This window comes from Pseudomonas sp. B28(2017) (assembly GCF_002113025.1).
GTDB lineage: Bacteria > Pseudomonadota > Gammaproteobacteria > Pseudomonadales > Pseudomonadaceae > Aquipseudomonas.
The window spans coordinates 987,904-1,006,953 of record NZ_NEJH01000001.1 but is presented as its reverse complement, the minus strand read 5'-3'; the positions used below and the strand labels follow the sequence as shown (position 1 = coordinate 1,006,953).

The 19,050-nt window shown below is 59.8% G+C and carries 15 protein-coding genes and 3 pseudogenes; 5 read left to right on the top strand and 13 right to left on the bottom strand.

What is annotated here, in order from left to right; translation table 11 throughout:
- Positions 1 to 82: 82 nt before the first annotated feature.
- The 11 genes and pseudogenes from CAF65_RS04555 to CAF65_RS04505 all read right to left on the bottom strand — a co-directional run bounded on the left by CAF65_RS04555 (position 83) and on the right by CAF65_RS04505 (position 8,943).
- Entirely contained in the window at positions 83 to 1,111 is a 1,029-nt protein-coding gene (locus CAF65_RS04555) for a proline racemase family protein (RefSeq protein WP_008018645.1), read from the bottom strand.
- Between the two features lie 37 nt (positions 1,112 to 1,148).
- The gene (locus tag CAF65_RS04550) at positions 1,149 to 1,871 is read right to left on the bottom strand and encodes an amino acid ABC transporter ATP-binding protein (RefSeq protein WP_008018646.1); all 723 of its coding nucleotides are present in this window, start codon (positions 1,869 to 1,871) and stop codon (positions 1,149 to 1,151) included.
- Positions 1,864 to 2,514 carry an amino acid ABC transporter permease gene (locus CAF65_RS04545; RefSeq protein WP_085715207.1) on the bottom strand — a complete coding sequence of 217 codons (651 nt, stop codon included), beginning with the start codon at positions 2,512 to 2,514 and terminating at the stop codon, positions 1,864 to 1,866. Before CAF65_RS04545 ends, CAF65_RS04550 begins: the two co-directional genes overlap by 8 nt.
- A 10-nt stretch (positions 2,515 to 2,524) precedes the next feature.
- The gene (locus tag CAF65_RS04540) at positions 2,525 to 3,190 is read right to left on the bottom strand and encodes an amino acid ABC transporter permease (RefSeq protein WP_085715206.1); all 666 of its coding nucleotides are present in this window, start codon (positions 3,188 to 3,190) and stop codon (positions 2,525 to 2,527) included.
- Entirely contained in the window at positions 3,183 to 4,961 is a 1,779-nt protein-coding gene (locus CAF65_RS04535) for an aconitase X (protein WP_085715252.1), read from the bottom strand. Before CAF65_RS04535 ends, CAF65_RS04540 begins: the two co-directional genes overlap by 8 nt.
- Before the next feature lie 10 nt (positions 4,962 to 4,971).
- Positions 4,972 to 5,790: a transporter substrate-binding domain-containing protein gene (locus tag CAF65_RS04530; RefSeq protein WP_085715205.1), complete on the bottom strand. Its 819-nt coding sequence runs from the start codon at positions 5,788 to 5,790 to the stop codon at positions 4,972 to 4,974.
- A 300-nt stretch (positions 5,791 to 6,090) separates the two neighbouring features.
- Positions 6,091 to 6,450 (bottom strand): annotated as a pseudogene (locus CAF65_RS04525) (helix-turn-helix domain-containing protein); the annotation flags it as partial.
- A 1-nt stretch (position 6,451) separates the two neighbouring features.
- A pseudogene (locus tag CAF65_RS04520) lies at positions 6,452 to 6,604 on the bottom strand (2Fe-2S iron-sulfur cluster-binding protein); the annotation flags it as partial.
- A pseudogene (locus CAF65_RS04515) lies at positions 6,597 to 6,923 on the bottom strand (NAD(P)/FAD-dependent oxidoreductase); the annotation flags it as partial. The pseudogenes CAF65_RS04520 and CAF65_RS04515, both read right to left, overlap by 8 nt.
- 1 nt (position 6,924) lies before the next feature.
- The gene (locus tag CAF65_RS04510; protein WP_007994315.1) at positions 6,925 to 7,608 is read right to left on the bottom strand and encodes a GntR family transcriptional regulator; all 684 of its coding nucleotides are present in this window, start codon (positions 7,606 to 7,608) and stop codon (positions 6,925 to 6,927) included.
- 420 nt (positions 7,609 to 8,028) lie between these two features.
- On the bottom strand, positions 8,029 to 8,943 hold the full coding sequence (locus tag CAF65_RS04505) for a LysR family transcriptional regulator (RefSeq protein ID WP_085715204.1): 915 nt from the start codon (positions 8,941 to 8,943) through the stop codon (positions 8,029 to 8,031).
- A 257-nt stretch (positions 8,944 to 9,200) separates the two neighbouring features.
- On the opposite strand from CAF65_RS04505, the gene CAF65_RS04500 reads away from it, so the two are divergent.
- From CAF65_RS04500 to pgm, 3 genes are all read left to right on the top strand, one after another.
- On the top strand, positions 9,201 to 10,223 hold the full coding sequence (locus CAF65_RS04500; RefSeq protein ID WP_085715203.1) for a zinc-dependent alcohol dehydrogenase family protein: 1,023 nt from the start codon (positions 9,201 to 9,203) through the stop codon (positions 10,221 to 10,223).
- Positions 10,224 to 10,798: 575 nt separating this feature from the next.
- Complete coding sequence (locus tag CAF65_RS04495) at positions 10,799 to 12,259, top strand: hypothetical protein (RefSeq protein ID WP_085715202.1); 1,461 nt, start codon at positions 10,799 to 10,801, stop codon at positions 12,257 to 12,259.
- A gap of 105 nt (positions 12,260 to 12,364) precedes the next feature.
- Complete coding sequence (pgm, locus tag CAF65_RS04490) at positions 12,365 to 14,011, top strand: phosphoglucomutase (alpha-D-glucose-1,6-bisphosphate-dependent) (RefSeq protein ID WP_085715201.1); 1,647 nt, start codon at positions 12,365 to 12,367, stop codon at positions 14,009 to 14,011.
- Between the two features lie 150 nt (positions 14,012 to 14,161).
- Here pgm and CAF65_RS04485 read toward each other — a convergent pair whose 3' ends face one another.
- The gene (locus CAF65_RS04485; protein ID WP_085715200.1) at positions 14,162 to 14,857 is read right to left on the bottom strand and encodes a pirin family protein; all 696 of its coding nucleotides are present in this window, start codon (positions 14,855 to 14,857) and stop codon (positions 14,162 to 14,164) included.
- A 278-nt stretch (positions 14,858 to 15,135) separates the two neighbouring features.
- On the opposite strand from CAF65_RS04485, the gene CAF65_RS04480 reads away from it, so the two are divergent.
- Entirely contained in the window at positions 15,136 to 17,610 is a 2,475-nt protein-coding gene (locus CAF65_RS04480; protein WP_085715199.1) for a UvrD-helicase domain-containing protein, read from the top strand.
- A 79-nt stretch (positions 17,611 to 17,689) separates the two neighbouring features.
- Here the strand turns inward: CAF65_RS04480 and CAF65_RS04475 are convergent, their stop codons facing one another.
- The gene (locus CAF65_RS04475; RefSeq protein ID WP_033054957.1) at positions 17,690 to 17,962 is read right to left on the bottom strand and encodes a DUF1652 domain-containing protein; all 273 of its coding nucleotides are present in this window, start codon (positions 17,960 to 17,962) and stop codon (positions 17,690 to 17,692) included.
- 253 nt (positions 17,963 to 18,215) lie between these two features.
- Here CAF65_RS04475 and CAF65_RS04470 point away from each other — a divergent pair, with 253 nt between their 5' ends.
- A complete protein-coding gene (locus CAF65_RS04470) occupies positions 18,216 to 19,031 on the top strand; it encodes an AraC family transcriptional regulator (protein ID WP_085715198.1) in 816 nt (271 codons plus the stop codon).
- Positions 19,032 to 19,050 lie beyond the last annotated feature (19 nt).

Here is a 19,050-nt window from a genome sequence, read left to right as displayed (position 1 = left end):
AAATGACAATGCTCGGCTAGTGCTTCTTATGGTTTTCAGGAGGGGGTTACTGGCCGATGGTCTGGGGGCAGGGATTGCGTGATCAGGCGCCGGGCCAAGTGTCGGACAGGCGATAGCCTTGTGGCCACGGATCGCTTGGGTCGAGCAGCAATTGATGGGTGCCGGTGATCCACGCCCGGCCGGAAATGCACGGGTAAATCGCGGCGCGGCCGGCGACTTCGGTCAACGAATCAATGCGGCAGTGGAACTCGGAGCCGATGATCGAACGGCCGACAAAGCGCTCGCCAACCTGCATCAAGCCTTTGGCCTGCAACACCGCCATGCGCGCCGAGCAACCAGTGCCGGTGGGGGAGCGGTCGATCTTGCCCGGTTGAATCACCACCGCATTGGCGCCGGTGGCGATCCCGTTCTCATGGACGATCGGCGCGGCGATCTGGCAGAAGGAAATGTGCGACCACTCGGGATTCAGCGGATGCACGAAGCCCAGTTGTTCGTTGGCCGCTCGAGTGATCTTCAGCCCGACCGCCACCAGATCGGCCGCTTCATCCGGGCGGATGGAGAAACCCAGGCCTTTGGCATCGGCAATCACAAAACTGTCGCCACCATAAGCGGTGTCAACCTTCAGCGAGCCGATGCCTTCGACTTCAATCCACGCATCCAGTCGATCAGCGAAGGACGGCACGTTTTTCACTTCCACCCGTTGCACCTTGCCATCCCGGCAGTCGGCCACGGCTTCGATCAGGCCGCCGGGCGCTTCCAGCACCAGGCGGGTTTGCGGCTCGGTCATGGGCAGGATGCCGCTGTCGAGCAATACGGTGGCGACGCACAACGAGTTGGAGCCGGACATCGGCGGGGTGTCCGCCGGCTCCATGATGATCCAGGCCATCTGCGCCCGTGGGTCCTTGGCTGGAACCAGCAGGTTGACGTGGCGGAACACGCCGCCGCGGGGTTCGTTGAGGACGAAGTTGCGCAGGGTTTCGTCCCGGGCGATCCAGCGCGACTGTTCCCACACTGTGGCGCCGGGCGGCGGGGCGACACCGCCCACGATCACGTCGCCGACTTCGCCTTCGGCGTGGCAACTGACGACATGAATGACTTTTGATGAACGCATGGTTTGCTCCTTGTTTCGCCTGTGAAGGCCTCAGTCGCTATTTCACTGATTTCAGAAACTCTGCAGTTTCCGCACGCACCGGATTGCCAATCACCTGATCCGGGGAACCAATCTCATGCACCAGGCCATTGCGGAAGAACGCCACACGGTCGGACACGTCCCGGGCAAAGCGGATTTCGTGGGTCACCAACACCATGGTCATGCCGTCTTCGGCGAGCATGCGCATGGTGTCCAGCACTTCACCTACCAACTGCGGGTCGAGGGCTGAGGTGGCTTCGTCAAACAGCATGTAGTCCGGTGACATGGCCAGGGCGCGGGCGATGGCCATGCGTTGTTGCTGTCCACCGGACAGCTTGCCAGGGAAGGTCTTGAGCTTGTCGCCCAGACCGACGTGGGTCAGTTGCTTCACCGCTAGCTCTTCAGCTTCAGCCTTGCTTTTACCCAGCACTTTGCGCGGCGCGAGCATGACGTTTTCCAGCACCGTCAGGTGCGGGAAGGCATTCCATTGCTGGAATACAATGCCGATTTTCTGCCGCAGGCGATTGAGGTCGGTGGCGCTGTGATGGACCTCGACGCCGTCAACGCGGATGTTGCCTTTCTGGATCGGTTCCAGGCCGTTGATGCACATCAGCAAGGTCGATTTGCCGGAGCCGGAGCCGCCGATGATCGACACCACTTCGCCCTTGTTCACCGTCAGGTTGACGCCCTTGACCACTTCGAGGTTGCCGAAGGATTTATGTACGTTGTCGATCTCAATCATTTTCTTGCCACCTTCTTTCCAGACGAGCGCCCAGGCGTGCGACCACCAGGCTCATGACGTAGTAGATAAGGCCCGCGATGCACAGCACCAGCAACGGTTCCTGGATGCGGGTGACGATGGTTTGCGAGGCGCGCAGCAGTTCGACGATGCCGATCCACATCACCAGCGCGGTGTCTTTCATTACACCGAGCACCAGGTTCAGCCAGCCGGGGAACGCTATTCGGGTGGCCATCGGCAGGACGATCCAGCGCAAGTCCTGCAAGAAGCTCAACCCCAGCGAACGGCTGGCCCGGCGTACGGTGAACGGCACCGCCAGCACGCCGGCACGCACGATCTCGGTGAAGTACGCCGCAGCGTAAACCCCCAACACAATGCAGCCGACGCCAAAGGCGCTGATGTTCAAACCGATGATGCTTTTGAGTGAGTTGAACAGTACGAACTGGATCAGCAACGGCACGCTGCGAAACACGTCCAGCACCCAGGCCAACGGCCAGCTGGCCCGTGGCAACAAGGCCCGCAGCAGGCCGAAGAACAACCCGGCCAAGGAGCCGAGAATGATCGACCAGAACGTCAGTTGCATCGTGACCCACGCACCGTTGAGCAGGAACATCAGGTCATTCGAGGAAAAATCGGTGGAAAACATGGACAGCTCCTCAGTAACGGAACAACCGCCAGGCCATCAGCCGGGCTGCCGCGACGATCGCCTTGGCAATCAAGTAATACAGCACCGCTGCGATGGCGAAATACTCGAAGGTGCGGAAGGTTTTGACGTTGAATTCCTGGGTCACACCGGTCAGGTCATTGTTTAGCCCGACGATCACCCCCAGCGACGTCATCAACACCGCCCAGACCATCTGATTGGTCAGCGGGTAGAACACGATCCGCAGCAGTTGCGGGACGATGATCATGCGGTAGGCCTGGAAGGCACTCATGCCGAGGGAACGCGCCGCACGCACCTGCGTGTCTGGCACGGCCTTGAGGCCGCCGCGAAAATTCTCCGCCAGATACCCGGCATTGTTGAAGGTGATCCCGGCCAGCAGGGCGAACCAGGAACTGACGTGCAGGTTCAGTGAGCCGAGGCCGAAGTAGAGGATGTAGATCTGGAACAGCGATGGGGTGTTGCGGGCAATCGACACCCAACCGTTGCCAAACCCGCGCAGAAATGGGTGTTTGGCCTCGCGCATCACCGTCAGGGCCAGGGCGATCAGCACGCCGAAGATCATCGACAGTGCGGCGGTTTCGAAGGTGACGATGGCACCGGCAAGCATGTCCGGCAGGGCGCGCAAGGCGGAACGCCATTGGAAGCTGTAGTCAAACATGCGCAGGGCTCTCCAGTAGGGCAGCAGGTTGTAACCAGGCCGGCAAACGTCCGCTGGCCATTGCGGTACAGGCCGTGTCGACGCATTCGGCAAGGCTGGCGAAGTGCACCTTGCGGCCGACCAGGCCCGGTGCGTAGTGGGCGTATTTGCCCGAGTTGGTCATCAGGGTTTTAGCTGCCGGAGGGATTACGGGTTCGCCGAGCATGCACCAGCAGGTGTCGGTGACCAGGGTCGCGCCAAAAGCTTCGATCACGGCGATGTGCCCGGCCTCGCGGGCCTGCTCCAGAACGGCACGGCCGCAGGTGATGGCAAGCACCACATCCGGGTGTCTTTGTCGTCCGCGGCACAGTCGTGCCAGGTGAGCGAACTCGCTGAGGGAAAAGTGCGGGTTACCCAGCGACACCACATCCACCCGGTTATCGCGAGCACTGTTGAGTTCGCGCCAACTCGACAGCAGATCCTTCAGGCGGATTTTTTCCACGGGAATGGAAGTGTCCACATCCAGCACCTGCGCCGGGTCAATGGCTTCCGGGGTGACCCCGGCGATGTGGAACAGTGGCGCCGCAGAGGTGGTGGCGAAGGCCGCACCAAAGGCTTTGAGGTCGTCCAGGCTCGGCTTGCGGTTTTCCAGTCCCAGCACCAGCGGCACGCGACTGCCGGCCAGGGCACCAATGTGGTAACCCAGCAGCGGGTAGAAGGCATCGTCCAGTTCACCGAGGGAAGGCAACTCGAACTGCAACCGGGCCTTGCGTTGCGCGTCCAGGTGGCAGCCGATCAGCGGGGCGCGACCGGTGAGGGCGATGCTGATGTCCAGGTAATCCGGGTATTTCAGGGTGCGTGCACCGAGCACGCTGTTGGCGTAGACCACTGCGTTGGATTCCGCCCAGACGATTTGCTCGCCAGCCTTCGGTGCAGTGTCGAGCAGGTACGGCGCGCAAGTGAAACTGAGCTGTGCACCCATCGCCATATAGGCATCGCCCAAGGCACTGGCCGGTTCACCCAGTGCCGGGTCGATACCCAGTTCGCGCCAACGGCGCTGGTCGACGGAAATTGAATTGAGGGTGGTGGGCACTCGCACTTTTGCTCCCCATTGCACCAGTTGCCCGGCAAAGCGCAGGCTCGCCGGTCCGGTGTAAATGCAGCCGTCGATGTGTGCTTGAGTGACATCCACCAAGTGCTCGGCACCCTGCAGTTCGGCCATACGCAGGACGATCTGCATGGCCATTTGCGCGGCCTTGCCATGCCGACCATCGAGCAGCGCCCGATCGTGCTCGGTGAGCCTGATCGAGGCGGTGCTGTCAGTGTTTGGTAATGGGCTGTCGAGCGCCTGCCAGGCGTCGCCAGGCAGGTGATCGAACAGGCTCAGCGTTGTATTTTCGACCCGGGCGAAGGCCTGGCCGCGCAAGGCGGCGAAGGCCTCCCGACCGATGCACAGCACCGGCAGGGAACGGGCAAAAATGGTCTGCGCCACCAGCACGCCCAAGGTCAGGATCTCGTCGGCTTCGGCCAGCACCAATGCCGCCGGTGCATGGCCGTTGCTGATCAGTTCCATCAACACACTGCTGCCGGTGCACGAGCCGCGACCACTGGGAATCGCCAGCACGCGGCCGGCCAGGTGTTGGCCACTGAGCGGGTGATGGCGGTCGATGACTTCACCCGTGCAGGGATCGACCCCACCCCAGAAACTCAAGCCGACATCGGCGAACAGCAGGGCGCCTTGCGCGGCACCCGCCACCAGGCTGCGCCCGGTCAGAGAAATTGGCCTAGGCATGCCGGACATCTCAGTAATAGACCTGAGGCACGGTCAGGTTGGTCGGCGAGATCTCGGTGCCGACCCATTTAACGAACAGCTCCTTGTAGCGACCGGTGCGCACTTGTTGGTTGACGAACAGGTTGAGGTAGTTGAGCAGGCCGTACTCGCTGCGCTTGGCACCCAGGGACACGTAGTCGATGACGTACGGGGCGTTACCGGCGACTTTCAGGTTTTTGTATTTGCCCGACTTGAGGGTGGCGGCGGCCACGGTGTTGGTGACCACAGTGGCATCGATGTGGCCTTGGGCAACGGCTAGCAGGGTATCGCTCTGCGACTGGTAGGCTCGGAAACTGCCCGAGCCCCAGTTCTTCACGTCTTTCTCCAGGGCGATGGCCTCATAGGTGCCGCTGGTGTTGCCCACTGCTTTGCCCTTGAGGTCGTCGAAGCTGTTGATGCTGGTGTCGTCGCGGGTCAGTACCACCATCTGGAAGGCAAAGTAGGGCACGGTCAGGCCAACGGTCTTGGCGCGTTCGAGGGTGTCGGAGGTGGACGCGACGATCACGTCAGCCCGTCCGGAGACCAGTGCCGGAATGCGATCCGGGAACGGCGTTTCCACCACTTCGGCCTCGACCCCGAGGATCTTCGCCAGGTCGCGGCAATAGTCCACATCGAAGCCGGCCGGCGAGTTGCTGGCATCGCGAAAGCCCATGGGCGGGAAGTCCAGGGTCACGGCGCAGCGCAGCTTGCCCGAACCGATGATGTCGTCGAGCTTGTCGGCTTGGGCAGTGGCGATAAAGGAGGTACTGAGAACAGCGCTGAGGGCTACGGCAAATGCGGGGTTTTTCATAGAGGCCTCGTTGATGTGAAGTGCTGTTGAATATCGTATTGGGGATTTCGTATACGATATTAACAATAGCAATCAGCGTGCCTATTTCCAGTCCGAGGGGTGAATTAGTTGTCAGGCCTTGGCTTAGAGCTTTTGTAGCGCTGCAACCCGTAGCGCGGTGACGCCAAGGTAGTGAGGACAGGTGTTACATATGGGAGCAGCTGTAGCGCGGGCGCCCCTTTAAGGAACACTGGCAGGCGTTTTAATCGCGGGTGTACGCGGTCGGCGCAGGAGCTGGCGCAGCCTGCGATCTTTTGATCTTCAGCGCTGGTTATCGCGATACTGACTCGGCGACAAACGGGTCAGCACCCGAAACTGCCGGCTGAAGGCACTGTGGTCGGTGTAACCACAGCGCAAGGCAATCTCGGTAATCGGCAACTCGGTGTGCAGTAACAACCGCGAACCTTCTTCCAGGCGCGCCTTGTGAATCATTTGCCGTGGGGTGTGTTGGAACACCCGTTTGCAGTGCCGCTCCAATTGCGCTACGGAATAGCCAGCGATGGCAGTCAGTTCGGCGAGGCTGATGGAGCGGGCGAAGTGGCGGTGGATATGGGCATCCACGGTGGCGAGTTTCTGGAACGCCGGATGGTTGGACTGCGGCGATTGCAGGTCGCGGGAGATACTCCTGACAAATGCCCATGCCGCACAGCGGCGCACGGCGCTGACCGCTGACTGAGGTGCGCGTGCAGCCGTCACTGGCCAACGCCAGGGCAGCGGCAACGCTGGTGCCTTCGGCGACTTTCAGGGCGTGGCCGTCCAGCAACAATTCAGGCATAGACCGGTTCTCCGAGAAAACGCTGGGGCAGATAAGGTTGTGCGGCCAGTGGCGCGGTTTCGTTGAACAGTTGCGCCACCAGTTAATCGGCGGTGCCGGGGGGCGGTGGTTACACCCAGTCCTTCGTGACCGACTGCCAGCCACAAGCCTTGACGTTGTGGATGTTGGTCCACCAGCGGCAAGCCGTCGGGGTTGGCGGCACGCAAACCGGTCCAGGCACGGATGCCATTGGGCCGGGCCAGCCCTGGCATGTGCGAGCGGCACGCTTGAGCATTTTCGCGAGCATCCAGCCTTCGACCTGCGGGTCAGTGGTGCCGAAGTCAGTGGGTGTGGGGCAGGTGCTCGAACAGGGTCGTGCAGACGCCGGCAATGTGCTCGTCCAGAAGCTTCACTGCCAGGTCCACATCCCCGGCGCGGCAGGCCGCCAGGATCTCGCGGTGTTCGTGATCGGCCCGTTCCTTACCGGCCGACAAGCTCATCTGCATGCGTAGATAACGCTCCAGCTTGTCGTTGACCGAACGGATCAGACTGACCAGAAACGGTCGCTGCGCCGGCTCGTACAGGCAGGAATGCAGTTCCCAGTTGAGCTCGGCCCAGCGCCCCACATCATCCTCGCCGATGAACTCCTGACAGATGCGCTCGGCACGGGCGAAGGTCTCTTCGGTCATGTTCGGAATGGCCAGGCGCAGAATCTTGTCCTCCAGCAACATCCGCACTTCGAACATCTGCGCCAGTTCCGCATCGGAAACCCGCGTGACCATCGCCCCGCGATTGCGCTGGAACATCACCAACCCTTCGGCCTCCAGCCGCTTGAGAGCTTCGCGCACCGGGATCTTGCTGACATTGAACTGGCGGGCGATGTCGTCCTGGCGGATCGGCTCATCCTCGGCAAAATGCCCGGCGACAATCGCATCCCGCAGGTGGCGGGTGATGATTTCCGAGGTCGAAGGCGTGTTACCAAGGTCGGGGGCGTTAAGTTTGGGTAGGTTCACGGCGGCGGTCATTAGGAGTGAGATAGCGCTAGGGTATACGAAATTCTTTTGCTGATCTTCCCCGGTTCGACGTCGATGCACCCGATGTCGGTCATGCAACCCGCTACAGCAAAACAGGTCCCTGTTAAGGCGCGCGATTTCATTCAGGCCTGCGCCGCGCCCACTTCAAGATATAGCCCAGGTACCTCGCCATCGGTGTACTTGCCTGGCTCTGTCGGCGACCTTACGCGAGCGTCACTGAGTTCACGTCCAGGAGGTCTCTCAAGGTCCGCACTCATGGTTGAGGGCATCCTTTTTTGAGAAGGAGAAAGCTGCCCCAAATATGCCCCCGGATGCGGTGGAATAAAGCGGATTTTGACGGATGTCACTGGACGGCTGAAAGGCGTTAAGCGCAGTAAACCTGGTCCTCTTAGAGGTATTCTGCAAGCCTTCTCAGAGGCTATCCGGATCCCCGAAGAACATCTGAATCCGCGAGCGCAACCAGCGCTCACCCGGATCATTGTCCTGCGACCCGCGCCAGGCCATGTGCAGTTCAAAACTGCGTACTGGCAACGGCGGATCTTCCGCACGCACACCGCCCGCAGCAGTTAATGCATCAGCCGTGTAATCCGGCACTGTGGCGACGATATCGGTACCGGAGAGCAGGGTGCTCAGCCCGTTGAACTGCGGGACCGCAAGCACCACATGACGTTTGCGCCCGAGCTTTTCCAGTTCTTCATCTATGAAGCCGCTGAGGTCGCCGGCGAATGACACCAGTGCATGGGGGCGAGCGCAGTAGTCATCCAGGCTCAACGGCCCCGGCACGGTGTCGGCACGCAACAGCTTCGGCTGGCTGCGGCGCAGTACCTTGCGCTTGGCATTGGCCGGCAGGTCGGTGGTGTAGCTGACGCCGATGGAGATCTCACCGGATGCCAGCAACCCCGGCATCAGGATGTAGTTGACCCTGCGCACCACCAGTACAATCCCCGGCGATTCGGCGCGCAGGCGCTTGAGCAGCATTGGCAGCAAGGCGAACTCGACATCGTCCGACAGGCCGATACGAAACACCGCGGTGCTGGTGGCCGGGTCGAACTCGGCTGCGCGGCTGACCGCGGTGGAAATCGAGTCCAGTGCCGGCGACAGCAGGGCGAAAATTTCGATCGCCCGGGCGGACGGTTCCATGCTGCGGCCGGTACGCACGAACAAAGGATCATCGAACAACCCGCGCAGGCGCGAGAGCGCCGCACTGATGGCAGGCTGACCGAGGAACAGTTTTTCCGCGGCACGGGTCACGCTGCGTTCGTGCATCAATGTTTCGAAAACGATCAACAGGTTCAGGTCGACACGACGCAGGTCATTACGATTCATCTGGAGTCCTGGCAGAGTCAGCAAACTTGACGTGGGCGGCCATATGAGAACAATGGCCAGCAGGAATATTACGGGGAAAGGCTGGTACTCTGCACGGGTAATTCAGATTTCTTGCCAAGGAGGCCAGATTCCTGCGGCATTTGACGATGCTGTGGAATCAATGACAGGCATGTCGACTATTAATAGCCACTGATAGTGTTGGGTTGAAAGCCCAGCTAGAGTTCAAGGCATTAGAGGTTCATTTGGCGAGGTTTGCGATGTCCCGCACGATCCGTTTTCACAAGTTTGGTCCAGCCGAGGTGCTCAAATGCGAAGAGCATGTGGCGGCTCTGCCTGCACCGGGCGAAGTGCAGGTGCGCGTCGAAGCGATCGGCATCAGTTGGTATGACATTCTTTGGCGCCAAAACCTGGCCTCGTCCCATGCTCGCCTGCCTTCGGGCCTTGGTCATGAAATGGCCGGTATCGTCACCGCCGTCGGCGATGGCGTGGATGACCTGGCCGTCGGTGACAAGGTTGCCAGTTTCCCGGCCCAAAGCCCGAACGACTACCCCGTCTACGGCGAGCAGATCGTTCTGCCGCGCTCGGCACTGACCCGCTACCCGGATGTGCTCAGCCCGATTGAAGCCAGCGTGCACTACACACCGTTGCTGGTTGCCTATTTCGGCTATACGGATCTGGCGCGGGTCAAACCCGGGCAGTTTGCCCTGGTGACCGACGCCAGCCATTGCGCCGGCCCCTCGTTCGTACAACTGGGCAAGGCCTTGGGTGTTCGAGTGATCGCCGCGACCAAGAGCGCGGAGGAACGTGAATACCTGCTGTCGCTGGGTGCCGAGAAAGTCATCGTCACCGAGGAAGAGGATCTGCTGATACGGATCAATAAAATCACCGATAACCGCGGCGTGGATGTGGTGTTCGATGGTTTGGGCGGTCCTCAGATGTCGTTGCTTGGCGATGTGCTGGCGCCGCGCGGCAGCCTGGTGCTGTACGGCCTGCAAGGTGGCAACCAGACGCCGTTCCCGGCCTGCGCAGCGTTCCAGAAGAACATTCAGTTCTTCGTACACTGCATCGGCAACTTCACGGGCAAGCCGGAACTGGGCATCACCCAGGACCAGGCCGCACTGCAACGTGCCTTGCGCGACATCAATCAACTGACCGCCGACCGCGTTCTGCTGCCGCTCAAGACTCGGGTCTTCCCGTTTGCCGAGTTTGTCGAAGCACACCGCTACATGGACGAATGCCCGTGTCGCGAAAGGGTTGCGCTGCAGGTCGAACCGGCCTGATTTACCCCTGAAGATCACCCTCGAAGAGTCCGTGCGCCCACGGACTCTTTCGCTTTCTGCGCCTTGCTTCATGAGACGCCATTGACCTGTCGATGGGACTGTTCAGCAACTGAACCGGTTTTTGCTCTCGATCTGTAGCTTCTGATCGGCAACTAAGCCCTGATAATTGGATGATTACTTTCATCTAAAGGAATGTGTCATGGACGGCTGTCAGGTCGATACTTTTCAATGCGCTGCACGGCTGTCTATTGAAAAAGCGCACTCATACACAGTTGCAGAACAATCGTCGGCAACTTCTTTCTTAATTTTTTGTATTAAATGTCTGTGAGACTCTGTAGGGCGTTTCCTAGGATGTCGCGATCCGCTGCCAAAAACACTTGAAGCCAGGCTTTTCGGCTCCTTGCGTGTGCTCATGGGTGTCTCCATCCGTCCAGTATCTGAAATGCCGAGCTGAAAATTTCAGTGTTAGCATTCGGCCATAAATCCACTCATCAAATCATATCCAGGCACATTCCCAGCGCTGTGCGTGCAGTTGTTTGCGCAATATCGAACTTACGAACATCAGGTAAATAAAGATGACCAGTATCCATGATCAAGCGATGGCCTATGTCTACCAACAAGTGCTGCAGCGCTTGCTGAGTTTCTTTTCCCGTGCAGAACGCACGGCACTGCAGTTGTTGATTCAGCGCCTGGGGTTTGCCGCCGGGGGCATGAAGCGGATAGGTGACTTCAGGGTGCTGGTGATCCAGTCCGGTTCTCGTGACAGCTGCTACACCCTGGCGTTGCTGCGCGCAGCACAATTGTCCATCGCCAGCCGGGCGCCGGCGACGTTTCGCTTGCGAGTGGCGACATTGCGCTTGAACGGCAGCAATCCGACTGCGCTGGAGAACATCCATCGCACCTGCAGCGCGTTGTTCGTCTATGACGATCCACGGGTTGAAGTGCTGATGGTCGATAACCGGGAGGTCCTGGCGCTCGATCACTCGGCACCGATTTCCCCGGCCGGGCGCGAGTCCAACCGGACGAACCTGCTGATGCTGGGATATCGTCGGGTCTGGGACGGACCGCTTGATCTGTGGGATGACGGCTATTTGTCCACCGGTGAGTTCTACGGGCAAATAGCTCGCTGGAACCATGGCGTCGATGCCCTGGTCAGCAGCGACACACCTCGCCAGCAGAAACAGTTTATCGAGGGTTTGAAACGCGCGGCCGCCAAGGCCGGGCTTCAGGTCTCGGACCAGCATGAGCCAGGCTACGCCGGGTTGTTCGCGCTGCTCGACGAGCTGGGCAACCAAGGCTATGCGCGGTTTTACACCGAGGATGGCCTGGATCCGAGGCGCCCGGCCGAACAGTTTGACACCTGTCGTAGCGCAACGTTCATCGATATCCACGACATGCTGGTGAGCAATCAGGAGGAGCGTTGGCCATTGCTCACCGAATTTCTCGGATTCCAGGCAGACGAGCTGGCGGCGCAGCTCAGTGACAACGAATACGTCAGCTTTCCGGTTTCGGCGCACCTGCGGGGGCTGCAGGCCTGTTTCTTACAAGGTCGCAGTTATGAGGCAGGCGTCGTCGAGTACCTGCAACGGGCCTTGGTGATGATGCGCCCCAAGCAACTGCCGGACCGCTTGTGCGACTTGGCGCAGGAGGTATTTGGCAATCCGGCGATTCTGGCGGATTTGCGTGCACGGGCCACGGCCGAGGCACAGCGCAGTCTGGGTCTTAGCGAAGCGCAATTGGTGTGTCTGCTGTTTGCGCCTTTTGGTGACAATGCCGCGAACCTTGAACGTTTTCTGCGTCAGTGCCACCCCGGCATGTTGGTGGCTATGCCGGAGTTGCATCGGGCCATGCAGGGGCATCCGGTTGCGGATCAGGTCATGCAATGGATGGTCGACGTCAGCGGCTTGTCGGTCAATTTGATTGGCAAGCTCTATCGCATGGGGCCGGTGCCTGCGAGTCAGAGCAGGGCCGTTGAATTGCCGACCTGTGATCATGACGCGGAAGTCGGCAACGACAGAAGGGCTGTTCGGAGTTAATAACATTGCGCTTGTATCAAACCGGGATCGATAACGTCGCGCGGCGGTCAAACTGCCAGTAAACTGCGTTCCAATTCCTGAACCACTCTATTCCAGAGGTTTTGCATGACACTCAGTCATTTTGCGGGTAAACCGGCACCGGCAGAATTGTTGGTCGACATCCCGCGACTGGTAACGGCGTATTACACCGGCCAGCCTGATGCCGCCATTTCGACCCAACGCGTGGCTTTCGGCACGTCCGGGCACCGAGGCAGCTCCTTCGACCTGAGTTTCAATGAATGGCACGTGCTGGCGATCAGCCAGGCGATCTGCCTGTATCGCGAAGCCCAGGGCATTGATGGTCCGCTGTTCGTCGGCATCGACACCCATGCGCTGTCCACGCCGGCCGGCGCCAGCGCCCTGGAAGTGCTGTCCGCCAACGGCGTGACAGTGATGATCGCCGAAGGTGACGAATACACGCCGACGCCGGCCATTTCCCACGCGATTCTTTGCTACAACCGCGGACGCACCTCGGGCCTGGCGGACGGCATCGTCATTACGCCGTCCCACAACCCGCCGCAAAGCGGTGGCTACAAGTACAACCCTACCAACGGTGGCCCGGCCGATACCCACATCACCAAGTGGATCGAAGCCAAGGCCAACGAACTGTTGGGCAACAAGCTCGCCGGCGTCAAACGCATCAGCTACGAACAGGCGCTGAAGGCCAGCACCACCCATCGTCACGACTATGTGAACACCTACGTCGCCGACCTGATCAACGTGATCGATTTCGATGCGATCCGTGATGCCAAGCTGCGTCTGGGGGTCGATCCGTTGGGTGGAGCCGGGGTGCGCTACTGGTCGGCGATTGCCGAGCATTACCGCCTGGATCTCGATGTCGTGAACAAGCAGGTTGATTCGACCTTCCGTTTCATGACCGTCGATTGGGATGGCCAGATTCGCATGGACCCGTCGTCCACTCACGCCATGCAGGGTCTGATCGGTCTCAAAGAGCGTTTCGACGTGGCGTTTGCTTGCGATCCGGACCACGACCGTCATGGCATCGTCACCCCTTCCGGCGGCCTGCTGGCGCCGAACAACTACCTCGCGGTGTCCATCGATTATCTGTTCCAGAACCGTCCGCACTGGCGTGCCGATGCGGCCGTGGGCAAAACCGTGGTCAGCAGCGGCCTGATCGACCGCGTGGCCAAGCGCCTGGGCCGCCGTCTGTACGAAGTACCGGTCGGCTTCAAGTGGTTTGCCGATGGTCTGTTCGACGGCTCCCTGGGTTTTGGTGGAGAAGAAAGCGCTGGTGCATCGTTCCTGCGCAAGGATGGTGGCGTGTGGAGCACCGACAAGGACGGCTTGATCCCGGCGCTGCTGGCAGCCGAAATGACCGCCCGCACCGGGCGCGATCCAAGCCAGGCCTATCGTGCCTTGACCGACGAATTGGGCGAACCCTTCTCGGTGCGCGTCGACGCCAAGGCCAATCCGGAGCAGAAAGCCCTGCTGAGCAAGCTGTCGCCAGCGCAGGTCACGTCGACCGAGCTGGCTGGCGAAGCGATCCAGAGCATCCTCAGCCATGCACCGGGCAATGACCAGGCGATTGGCGGTCTGAAGGTCATGACCGAAAACGGCTGGTTCGCGGCGCGTCCATCTGGCACCGAGGACATCTACAAGATCTATGCGGAAAGCTTTGTCAGCGATGCGCATCTGAAGCAGTTGGTGGCCGAGGCCCAGACCCTGGTGGATGGCGCTATTTCTGCGAAGTGATTGAGTCCATTCGCGAGCAGGCTCGCTCCCGCAGGTTTGCGCAACCTTCTGTGGGAACGAGCCTGCTCGCGAAGACTGTGTCATGAACACTGCAAATTTGAATCAAAAAAAGGGCGACCATTGCGGTCGCCTTTTTTGTCTCTTACCGGATCAAGCCAGATCCACTAATACGATTTCGCTGTCCTCGACCGCCGTCACCCGCAAAACCTGCTCCTGGGCAACAGCAACACCGTCTCGAGCTTGTGCACGCAAGCCATTGACCTCAATGACACCCGTAGCCGGCACCAGGTAGGCACGACGGCCATGGTCCAGATGGTACTCGGCACTTTCACCGGCCTTGAGGTTCGCCGCCACCAGCCGCGCATCGGCTCGAATGCGCAGGCTCTGATCGTCGCCGGCCTTGCCGCTGGCCAGCGTCACGAAACCTTCGCGCTGGCCTTTGGGGAAGGGTTTTGCCCCCCAGGACGGCGCCAGGCCCGATTCATTGGGGATGATCCAGATCTGGAAGATCTTGGTCGGTTTCGCTTCCAGGTTGTATTCGCTGTGGGCGATGCCGGTTCCGGCGCTCATGACCTGCACGTCACCGGCCTCGGTACGGCCCTTGTTACCAAGGTTGTCCTGGTGGGTAATCGCACCTTCACGCACATAGGTGATGATTTCCATGTCCCGGTGCGGGTGCTGCGGGAAACCGGTGCCGGGGGCGATTACGTCATCGTTCCACACCCGCAGGTTGCCCCAGTTCATGCGCTTGGGGTCGTAGTACTCGGCGAACGAAAAGTGGTGATGGGCATCCAACCAGCCGTGGTGCGCGCCACCGAGCGAGTTGAAAGGTCTGAGTTCAAGCATGATCGTCTCCTGAAAAGGTTCGTCATGGGGCGGGGTGCGTGGGCCACGTGGCGAGACCGGTGGTTGATGACGGGCATCATCCTTCAGCCAACAATCGAGAAAAAGCGTAAAAAGTGCCTCATAACCATCGAATGATTTGATGTGAAACAACCTCGAAACGTTCTTATCCAACATTCAATTCAACGCATAAGCCAATGAACCGAAAGCATTTCACTAGAACTCAACGGCAAATGCAGACACCATAGCTCCCACTGCCTCGAACCCTGGAGTCCGTCCGCGTGTCGCAACACACCCCCGATCTTCCACCCGAACTTCGTCCACTGGCCGAGATGCCGCTGCTCAAGCGCCTGGCTGCGCGTTTTTTTGGTCACGGTCTGACGCGTCTGCGCGCACAACACCGTGCTTCCTGGCTGCACGGCCAGGCGGATGGCTTTCGCAGCGGTCACACCGCAGGCGTGGAATACGGTTACAAGGAAGGCAAGCTTGAGGGGTTGGAAGAGGGCCGGCAGGTCCTGCTGATCCGTGACTCGCGCTCGAGCGAGCATCGCCCGCCCAATATCGATGATCATCTGTTTGACGATTGGCGCCTGCCGCTGACCGCCGACATCAAGAAGCGCATGAAAGCCGACGTCGCTCGCCTGCTGCCGGCCCACGCGCAACCCAGTGCCGCCCAGTGGAAGATGATTTTCAGCGACACGCCGTCAACCTCGGTGATCGCCGGCGCCGGTGCCGGCAAGTCGACGACACTGGTGCTGCGCATCGTGTTGCTGACCCATTACCTGGGGTTCGAGCTGGACTCGATGACGGTGGTGACCTTCACCCGCGAGTCGCGCAAGGACTTCATCAACAAGCTGATCGAAGTGTTCGCGCTCTGGGGGCGGTCGCTCAGTTTCAAGGAGGCGCGGGATCTGGTGCGAACCTTCCATTCGCGGATCCTGCCGATGGTGCGCAGCCTGCCAGGCTTTGAACGCCTGCAGGCTTTCGAAAACCTCAGCCTGCGAGCACCCAGCGGCGATGAAGAGGTGGACAGCAATCCGTTCGACCTGCGTATCAACGACGCCCAGCGCCAGCAACTCAACGCCTGCTTTCACGCCTTGCATACCCGAGACGAGCGCTTCCGCGAATTGATCAAGCCATTGTCACGCCACGCCTTGCAACTCAAGGAGCTGGAGCGCGATCACCCGGATGTACAAAAGCGCATGGCGGTCACCGAACTGGCAGCCAAGCGCGATGAAGAACTGTGCGACACGATCGAGGATCTGTGGTTTCGCGCCGGCGCCTGGCCGATCAAAGGCATCGAGCCGAGTCGCCAGACTTTCGATATCAATGGCTCGGTATTCCATTGCCATGGCTACATCCCATCCCTGGATGCCTGGGTGGTACTGGGGTTCGATCCCCGGGAGAATGCTCAGGTCACTCGCCCCAACGCCAAGTTGACGGTGCGTGCCGAATGGGCGGTCAAGCGCACCCTGTTTCAAGCTTTCTGTCGTAAACCACTGATATGGCTGGATAGTTACGAGTCGTCACGGCGTGTACTGGCGTCACTCGCCGGCGACGCCAGCGCCGGGCCGGGTTTCGAATACAAGGTCAAGGGCGAGTTGGCCGCAGCACCGTTGCTGGACTGTTTTGTCGCGGCGGCCGGGTTTATCGAGAACCTTGGCCTGGACGTGCCCAACGCCGTGAGTCAGATGAGTTTCGCCAAGGATGACCCGGACCGGTTTTTCTTCGAGGCCCTGAGCCTGTACTGGCGCGCCCTGGAAGATCATCTGCTCGATCAGAAACCACCGATCATGACCTACAATCGGATGTTTGCCCTGTTCAGCGAGCACTCCCCGGAAAACTTCAAGCTGCTCAGCGATGAGCTGTTGCGGCCGCTTTCGCACCTGATGATCGACGAATTCCAGGATGTTTCGCCGCAGATCGTCTCCTGGATTCGCGCAAGCCTGGCGCAAATCCGCAGTCGTGGGCCGGCCATGCATGTCGGGCGCGGCGCCCAGCGTTCTTCGTTGCTGTGTGTCGGTGACGATTGGCAATCGATCTACGGTTGGCGTGGCAGTTCTCCCAGCTACTTCATGGAGTTCAACAAGGAGTTTTCATCGCCGAGCACCACAAAGGTGATGCTCAGCGACAACTATCGCAGCCACCAGCATATCATCGACGCCGCCGAACACATTGTGCGGGCCGCACCGGCGATTGCCGGCAAAAAGGCCAGGGCCAGCGGCAAGCCCAGGGAGTTGATGCCGGTCAACGTTCTTGATCGCGACGACCCGGGCATGGCCAGGCGCCTGATCGAGCACTATCGCCAAGGCGATTCAATCTTGATGCTTTATCGAAGAAGTAGCGATAAGTCATTGATAGAAGAGCATATTCAGCCTGTAGTTAATGTTGATTCTAGATTGCCCCAGGAAGCACGACGCCTTAAGCAACTGACCTATCACAGCGCAAAGGGGCTGCAGGCCGACGCGGTGTTCCTGCTTGGCGATTGCCAGCACCTGACCAGTTCGCCTTACAAGAATCAGGTGTACCGCATGGCGGGACTGGGCAAGCCCGGCGACAGCGAGCCGTATGACAATGCGCAGAAGGACGAAATCCTGCGTTTGGCCTATGTGGGCATTACCAGGGCTGTGAGTCATTGCTACTGGTATGTCGACGGCCAGGATACCCAGGCGGCGAACATGCCCAAGGCTTCCGACCGGATCGGCAAGGGCAAGGCGTTCTTCGTCGATCATCGCCAGGGCAAGACATCGGAGTAAATCGCAACGAGGCGGCGATCTTTTCTTGAACTCATGAAAAAGCCCACATTCAGTGGGCTTCAGGTTTGCTATCCGGCCGTCAGGCATAACTCCTGAGGGCCACCGGCGGAATGAACGCTTCCAGCTCATCCTCCACCGCTTCGATTATTCGCTCGACATCGGCGGCATTCATGACCGTCGCACAAGGAATACCTGCAATGGCGATCATGGTCTCGCCACTGGCCCGATCAAACAGACGGGCAATCATGCTGCCCGGGGCATCCATGCTCGCCTCGAATCCCATGGGATGAAAATGCCAGCGCATCAGCTGGCAGGCATTTGGAAATGTGACCTTGCTGAACCCCTTATTCATATGTTGCCCGCCTTCTTCATCGAGCGCTTCCTTTAGCTCACGTTAGGAGGGAAGAACCTTCATTGGCTCAACCAGTGACAAGATTTAAAAGTAGCATCCGGATGTGAAAAAAATGTGCCTTTTTCAGTTCGTTTAGCGATTGCATTATTTTTTTTGATTCAGGTCACTGTTCCAGCGCGGCTCGCCCAACCAGGCAGCCGTTGAAGCGGGCGGGAAACTTCGGCAAGCTCGGTTTTTTTTCGTCGAGACCCTTATGCACGCCGAGGATGATGGTCCGCAGCAAACCCAGGCCACGGGCGAGACGGTCATGCGGTATCACTTGTGCTGGAAACACCGCGATCTCGACGGAGTCATGGCGTTGTATCACCCCGAGATTCAGTACAGCGACTTTTTCCAGAACCGCGTGATGGGGCTGGACGAATTGCGTGACTATGTAGGCAACAGCATGCCCCGCGATCCGGATGAAGCACTGGAACACTCGGACCGTATTCGCCTGGACGGTAACACTGCGTTCATTCAGTACCGCCTAACCCTGCGCGGCGGGGAAGGCCTGGTGTCGTTTCGCGCCAGCGAGGCCATCACCGTGCGGGACGGACTGATCTGGCGGGTCAACGAATACGCCTCGCTGGTTCACGAGCAAGCAACCGGCAAAACCATCGGCAAGCAGCGTCCGGCGGTCAGTCGTCTCGGCTTGTCGCCGCGCCAGCTGAGCTTCATGGCCGACGATTTGCAGCAGTATTTCCAGCGTCAGCAACCTTATCTCGACCCTGAGCTCGACCTGCAACGGGTGGCCAGGGAATGCGGGTACAGCCGCAATCAAATTTCCTATCTGCTCAATCAGGTGCTTGGCCTGAGCTTCTATCGCTACGTCAACCAGGCCCGCCTGCAACACCTGCTGGCAGCGCTGGAAAACGCCACGCCACCGTGGCGCATCGATGAACTGGCATTCGCCGCCGGCTTCAATTCACTGTCGGCGTTCTACAGTTGTTTCCGCCAGCACACCGGTCAGTCGCCCAAGGCCTACGCCAAACAAATTTCTTTGCGTGCACGCGCGCAAGACAGCCTCTGAACCCACGCACTAGGATCAA